Here is a 7,208-nt window from a genome sequence, read left to right on the forward strand (position 1 = left end):
CCGATGAGGTGTCAGTAGGTGAGCGGCAGCGCGCTGAGCCGCCGTTGCAGGGGGTTGGGCAGCCAGGCGAGGGCCGGCTCGTCGGCCGGCCCCAGGTTCGGCAGCCGCCGGACGAGGGTGCCGATGGCCACCTCGGCCTGGAGCTTGGCCAGGGGCGCGCCGAGGCAGAAGTGGGGGCCGTTGCCGAAGGTCAGGTGCCGGTTGCCCGCCCGTGCCAGGTCGAGCCGGTCGGGAGCGTCGAAGCGGTCGGGGTCGCGGTTGGCCGAGCCGAGGAACAGGTACACCAACTCGCCCTCCCGCACGGTCTGTCCGCCGACCGTGGTGTCCTCGGCGACGACCCGGACGATCGCCTGTGTCGGTGTGTCGTAACGGGACAGTTCGTCGACGGCGGTCCGGATCAGCGCCGGGTCCTCGCGCAGCCGGGCCAGCTGGCCGGGGTTGCGCAGCAGGGCGAGGGTTCCGTTGCCGATCAGGTGGGTGGTCGTCTCGTCGCCGGCGGTGATGAGGACGAAGCAGGTCGACAGGAGTTCCGCGGTGGTGAGCCGGTCGTCCTGCGCCTGCGCCGCGACCAGGGCGCTGATCAGGTCGTCGCCCGGGTCGGCCCGGCGCTGCCGGACGAGTCGGGCGAGGTAGTCCTCGTACTGGTCGATCACCGCCTCGGACTCGTCGATGTCCTCGGTCAGCCTGCCCAGACGCCGGAACCAGGCCTTGACCTGCGGACGGTCTTCGGGCGGGATGCCGAACAGCTCGCAGACGACGGCCAGTGGCAGCGGGGAGGCGACCGCCTCGATCAGGTCCATGCTCGGACCGGCCGCCACGGCGTCGTCGACCAGCCGGTCGGCGATCCGCCGGACGTTCTCGCGCAGGGCCTCGACGCGCCGGGCGGTGAACGCCCGGTTGGCCAGCTTGCGCAGCCGGGCGTGGTCCGGCGGATCGGTGTTGGTCATGACCCGGCCCAGCCGTTCGGTGAGCCGGCCGAAGGCCTTCAGATCGCCGCCCAGCGCGCCGTAGGCGCGGGTCATCCTGTCCCGGTCGTTGGACAGCCGCAGGTCGCCCAGGGCTGCCTCGACGTCGCCGTGGCGGGTGACGTACCAGATGCCCTGGGTGCTGCGGTGGACCGGGCTTTCGGCCCGCATGCGGGCGTAGACCGGGTACGGGTCCCGGCGGGCCTCGGGTGTGAGCAGTGCCGCGGCGAGGTCGCCGGGACCGGCCGGGCCGCCCGCGGTCGGGTGGGGCACGGCCGGGGTGCCGGTGCGACGGGTGTCGGTGGAGGTCACGTCGGTCGCGCTATCCCCGGATGTCCATGGACTCGGCGAGGCTCCGGGGCCGCATGTCCGTCCAGGACCGTTCTACGTGGTCGAAGCACGCGGCGTGGGTGTCGGGGCCGTGGACGACGGTCCAGCCCGCCGGGACGTCGGCGAACTGCGGCCACATCGAGTGCTGGTTCTCCTCGTTGACGAGCACGAGGAAGGTGCCGTCCTGGTCGTCGAAGGGGTTGGTCATGGCTCAGTCCTCCAGATGGGGAGTGGTGGTGTCACATGTGATGCCGTCGCCGGTGGTCTCGGCGAGGCGGGCGGCCAGGACCGGTCCGATCTGGGCCAGTGAGCCCGGCTGGGTCATCCGGTCGTGGCGGGTCGTGATGTCGTGCGAGGCGATCCGCCCGCCGACGTAGGGCTGCCAGATCCCGGCGCCGGCGGAGTCCTCGGCGCGGTCGATCGTGGAGTTGAACAGGAGCATGTCCCCGTCGAACCGGCCGGGGACGTGGTCGACCGCCAGCCTGGCGTTGTTGATCATGATCTGGACGACGGCCTCGATGCGACGCTCGTCCAGGCCTGCCAGGGCGCTGCCGCGCCGACCGAGGATCTCGGCGACCTCCGCGTAGGTCAGCGACCCGTCGCCCAGCTCGTCCGGGTCGCAGTCCAGGATGCCGACGAGGACGTCCCGTTCGGTGGGCACGGGAACCTCCTCGAACGTCACGTCCCGCACGGGGTAGGCGTCGAGTACCGCCAGCAACTCGGTCCGCTCCCCGCGGGCCTGGAACTCGCAGGCGATCGCGTGGGCGATCAGTCCTCCGGCGGACCAGCCGAGCAGCCGGTAGGGACCCTCGGCCTGGACCTTGCGGATCTGGTCGGCGTAGTCGGCCGCCATCTCCGCGTACGAGCCCGGCAGGTCCGCGGGCCGGGCCAGGCCGCGCGCCTGGATCGCGTACACCGGGCAGTCCGGGCCGATGTGGTTCAGCAGACCCGAGTAGGACCAGCTGATGCCGCCGCCGGGGTGGATGCAGAACAGCGGCAGGGCGTTGCCCGTCGACCGCAGCGGCAGCACCACGTCGAAGGCGTCCTCGGGGTCGTTCATGGCCAGCCGGGCGGTGAGGCCCGCCACGGTCGGTGCCTCGAACAGGGTGCGCAGGCCCACCGGGACGCCCAGCGTCTCGCGTACGCGCGAGACGAGGCGGGCGGCCAGCAGCGAGTGCCCGCCCAGGTCGAAGAAGCTGTCGTCGATGCGGACCCGGTCACGGCCGAGGATCTCGGCGAACAGGGCGCACAGCAGCTGCTCCTGCGGGGTCCGGGGGCCGCGGCCGCTGCCCGCCGCGTCGTATCCGGGCGCCGGCAGGGCGGCCCGGTCCAGCTTGCCGTTCACGGTCAGCGGCAGCCGGTCGAGGGTGACGAACGCCGACGGCACCATGTACTCCGGCAGTTCGCGGCCGAGCCGGCGGGAGAGTTCGCCCGGCTCGACGGCGCCCTCGGACTCGGGGACCAGGTAGGCGACCAGCCGCCGGTCGCCCGGCTGGTCCTCGCGGGCGACGACGGCCGCCTGCGCGACACCCGGGCATGCGGCGAGAGCTGCCTCGACCTCACCGGGCTCGATCCGGAAGCCCCGCAGTTTGACCTGGTCGTCGGCCCGGCCGACGAACTCCAGCAGGCCTTCGGCCCGCCACCGGGCCAGGTCGCCCGTGCGGTACATCGTGGCCCCGGCGGGCCCGTACGGGTCGGCGGTGAACCGCTCCGCCGTCAGGCCGGGCCGGGCCAGGTAGCCCCGGGCCACACCCGCCCCGGCGAGGTACAGCTCTCCGGCGACGCCCGGCGGCACCGGCTGGAGTCCCGCGTCGAGCACGTACGCCCGCATGTTCGCCATCGGCCGGCCGATCGGCACGGTCGTGGCGGTTTCCGGGAGGGCGCGGACCCGGTGGTGGGCGGCGAAGGTCGTGGTCTCGGTCGGGCCGTAGCCGTTGACCACCGCAAGACCGGGGCAGGCCGCCAGCATCCGGGCCACGGCCGCCGGCGGCACCACGTCGCCGCCGGTCCACACCTCGCGGAGCCCGGCGAGCAGCCCCGGCCGCTCCTCGGCCACCAACCGGAACAGACCGGCGGTCAGCCACAGTCCCGTCACCCCGTGCTCGGCGACCGCGGCCTCAAGCAGGTCCAGGTCGAGCCGGCCGGGCGGTGCGACGACGATCCGGCCACCGCCGAGCAGCGGCACCCACAGCTCGTACGTCGAGGCGTCGAAGGCCGTCGGCGAGTGCAGCAGCACCCGCTCGTGGCCGCCCTCGTGCCAGCACGGGGCCAGCGCCAGTGCCGCCACGTCGCGGTGGGTGACGCCCACCCCCTTCGGCCGGCCGGTCGAGCCGGAGGTGTACATCACGTAGGCCAACCGCCGCGGGTCGCAGCCGGATTCCGGGTCGGAGTCGTCGGGTTCAGCCTGGCTCAGGGCGGTCAGCACGTCCTCCGTCAGCACCAGCGCCGCGCCGGTCTCCCGGACGATCAGGTCGATCCGGGAGGAGGGGTACCGCGGGTCGAGCGGCACGTAGGCGCCGCCCGCCTTGACGATCGCCAGGATCGCCACGACCAGCTCCGCCGAGCGCTCCATCAGGACCGCCACGGGGGTCTCCGGCCGGACGCCCTGGCCGATCAGTGCCCGTGCCAGGCGATTGGCCCGCCGGTCGAGCTCGGAAAAGGTCAGTTCGGTGCCGCCCGAGACGACCGCCACCGCGTCGGGCGTGGCCCGTACCCGGCGGGCGAACAGGTTCGGCAGGCCGGCCTCGGGCAACTCGGCCCCGGTCCGGTTGAACTCCTCCAGCAGCCGTTGGCGTTCCTTCCCGGAGAGGATGTCGATCCGGCCGATCGGCAGGCCGGGGTCGGCGGCCGCCGCGCGCAGCAGCCGCGTCAAGCGGGCGAACAGCAGCTCCACGGTGCCCGGGTCGAACAGGTCGGTCGCGTACTCCACCGCGCCCAGTACGCCCGCCGGGCTGCCGTCCGCGCCGTACTGCTCCGCCAGGCTGACGGTCAGGTCGACCCGCGCGGTGCCGGTCGGGGCCTCCAGGTGGCCGGTCTCCAGTCCCGGCAGGGTGAACTCGCCCACCGGCGCGTTCTGCAGGGCGAGCATGACCTGGAACAGCGGGTGGTGCGCCAGCGACCGGGCCGGGTTGACGACCTCGACCAGGTACTCGAACGGCACGTCCTGGTGGGCGTAGGCGGCCAGCGCCTTCTGCCGGACCCGGCGGAGCAGTTCCGCGAAGCCGGGATCACCGCCGGTGTCGGTGCGCAGCACCAGGGTGTTGACGAAGAACCCGACGAGGTCGTCGAGCGCCTGGTCGGTGCGCCCGGCGATCGGGCTGCCGATCGGGACGTCCGTGCCGGCGCCGAGCCGGGTGAGGAGTGCGGCGAGGCCCGCCTGGAGCACCATGAACATGCTGGCGCCGTTGGCGGTGGCCAGGTCCCGCAGGTCCCGGTGCAGGTCGGCGTCCAGCCGGACCTCGATCCGGCCGCCACGCTGCGAGGCCTCGGCCGGCCGCGGCCGGTCGGCGGGCAGCTGCACCTGCTCCGGCAGGCCGGACAGCTCTTCCTTCCAGTAGGCGAGTTGCCGGGCGAACAGGCTGTCACGGTCGGCGGCGTCGCCGAGCAGGTCGCGCTGCCACAGGGTGTAGTCGGCGTACTGGACCGGCAGCGGCGACCAGTGCGGCGCCTCGCCCCGGCATCGGGCCGCGTAGGCCGCCGCCAGATCGTGGGAGAGCGGGCCCATCGACCATCCGTCGCCGGCGATGTGGTGCACCACGACCAGCAGGACGTGCCGGTCCGGGGCGAGTGCGAACAGCTCCGCCCGGATCGGCGGCTCGGCGGCCAGGTCGAAGCCGCGACGGGCCCCCTCGGCCAGCCGTTCGGCCAGCCGGCCCTCGTCGGCTTCGGTCACCGGCAGTTCCGGGCACGCCTCGGCCTCGCTCAGCACGAGCTGGTGGGGCACGCCGTCCTCCTCCCGGAGTACCGTGCGCAGGCTCTCGTGCCGGGCGGTCACGTCCGCGAGTGCGGCCCGCAGTGCCTCCCGGTCGAGTCGGCCGGTCAGGTTCAGCGCGAGCGGCATGTTGTACGTGGCACTGGGCCCGTCCATGCGGTGCAGGAACCACAGGCGGCGCTGGGCGAAGGACAGCGGGATCCGCTCGGGGCGCGCACGGGCGGTCAGCGACGGCCGCGCCTTGACGAAGCCGTCGAGGCGGGCCGCCAGCCCGGCCACGGTCGGGGTCTCGAACAGCGTCCGCACCTCCAGCTCGGTGCCGAAGGCCGCCCGGACCCGGGAGGCCAGGCGCGTCGCCAGCAGCGAGTGGCCGCCGAGGTCGAAGAAGCTGTCCTCGACGCCGACCTGGGCGAGTCCGAGCACGTCGGCGAAGAGCTCGGCGAGCAGTTGTTCCTGGGGGGTGCGCGGCGCCCGCCCGGCTCCGGCCGTCCCCGGGTCGGGGGCGGGCAGAGCACGCCGGTCGAGCTTCCCGCTGGCGGTCAGCGGCAGCGCGTCGAGGACGACGAAGGCCGACGGTACGAGGTGGTCGGGCAGCCGGTCGCGCAGCCGGTCACGGAGTTCGGCGATGAGGGCGCCGGTGCCGCGGCTCCCGGTCGGGCGGTTGGTGAGCGAGGACAGTGCCGTACCGGCGTTCCGGTGCGGCCGGTACGGCTCGACCGGGGAGTCCTGGTGCGGGTCGGCGAACACGACGTCCACGGCGTCGGGACCGGTGGCCGACCAGGTGACGACCGTGCGCCGGCCGAGCTCGTCCCCGAGGACGTGGAAGTCCTCCGGGTCGGGCAGGTCGCCGTCGTCCGGGGCGTGCAGCCGGTCCAGCACCTGCGCGAGCGGCACGTCCCCGCTCTGCACGGTCCGGGCGAGGGCGCTCTCGCGCGCCACCCGCCGGTTCGGCACGCCGGTGATCCGGAACGGGCCGGAGCCGTGGCGGGCGAGGCGCTCGCGCAGGCTTGACAGTCCGTCCACGTCCCGGCCCCATTCCAGTTCGGCCGTCTCGACCGTCTCAGCGGGCGCCGCCTGGGCGGCCGGGCGCTTGTGCAGCGTGACGTCGTACCGGTAGCGGGTCAGCTCGTTGTGGTGCCGGCCGCGCTTGACCTCCACCGTCACTGCGCCGATGTCGGTGGCGCGTTCAGCCAGGACGGTGAAGAAGTCCGGATCGACCAGGAGTTCCTTCTCCACCAGGAGGGCCTGCTCCACGGCGCCGCGCACCGCCGGCAGGTCCGTGCCGTCGACGGTCCGGTGCAGCTGGACCGCGGTGGCCAGCGGGCGCAGCAGCCGCAGGTTGCGGACGTCGCCGACGAAGAGCGCACCGCCGGGGGTGAGCAGCCCCGTCAGCCGCTCGACCACCTCCGCGAGGTAGTCGGCGGACGGGAAGTACTGCACCACCGAGTTCACGACGATGGTGTCGAACGATCCGGCGGGCAGCCCGTCGGTGTCGTGGGCCGGGCGGGTCCACAGGACGACGCGCTCGGCCAGGTCCTCCCGCCCGGCCACCTGGGCGGCCAGCGCGTCGATCGCGGTGGCGGAGAAGTCGGTCGCCCAGTAGGACTCGCAGTGCGGTGCGATCTGAGACAGGAGCAGGCCGGTACCGACGCCGACCTCCAGCACCCGGCGGGGACGCAGCGCCAGAATGCGCGCCACGGTGGCGTCCCGCCACTCCCGCATCTGCTCGACCGGGATCGGGCTCGCGTCGTAACTGCTGTTCCAGCCTACGAAGTTCTGCCCGAAGGCGTTCTCCTCGGGGGTGATCGGCAGGGCGTCGTAGACGTCCCGCCACTCGCCCACGTGATCCTCTTCGAGCCCGCTGTCCCGGGTCGAGTCGTCACGGGCCACGACGTAGCCGATGAGCCGGTCGTCGCGGGCGAGGACGGCGGCCTGGGCGACGGCGGGGTGCTCGGCCAGGACGGCCTCGACCTCGCCGAGCT

3 protein-coding genes are annotated in these 7,208 nt (G+C 73.7%); all 3 read right to left on the minus strand.

The window, feature by feature from the left end:
- Positions 1-11 precede the first annotated feature (11 nt).
- On the minus strand, positions 12-1,277 hold the full coding sequence (locus tag ABTY04_RS10000; RefSeq protein ID WP_352212856.1) for a cytochrome P450 family protein: 1,266 nt from the start codon (positions 1,275-1,277) through the stop codon (positions 12-14).
- A gap of 10 nt (positions 1,278-1,287) precedes the next feature.
- The gene (locus ABTY04_RS10005) at positions 1,288-1,503 is read right to left on the minus strand and encodes an MbtH family protein (RefSeq protein WP_352212857.1); all 216 of its coding nucleotides are present in this window, start codon (positions 1,501-1,503) and stop codon (positions 1,288-1,290) included.
- A 3-nt stretch (positions 1,504-1,506) separates the two neighbouring features.
- On the minus strand, positions 1,507-7,208 hold a 5,702-nt coding region (locus tag ABTY04_RS10010), incomplete at its 5' end, for an amino acid adenylation domain-containing protein (protein WP_502996600.1).

The organism is Streptomyces sp. NPDC097981 (genome assembly GCF_040302565.1).
Taxonomy (GTDB): Bacteria; Actinomycetota; Actinomycetes; order Streptomycetales; family Streptomycetaceae; genus Streptomyces.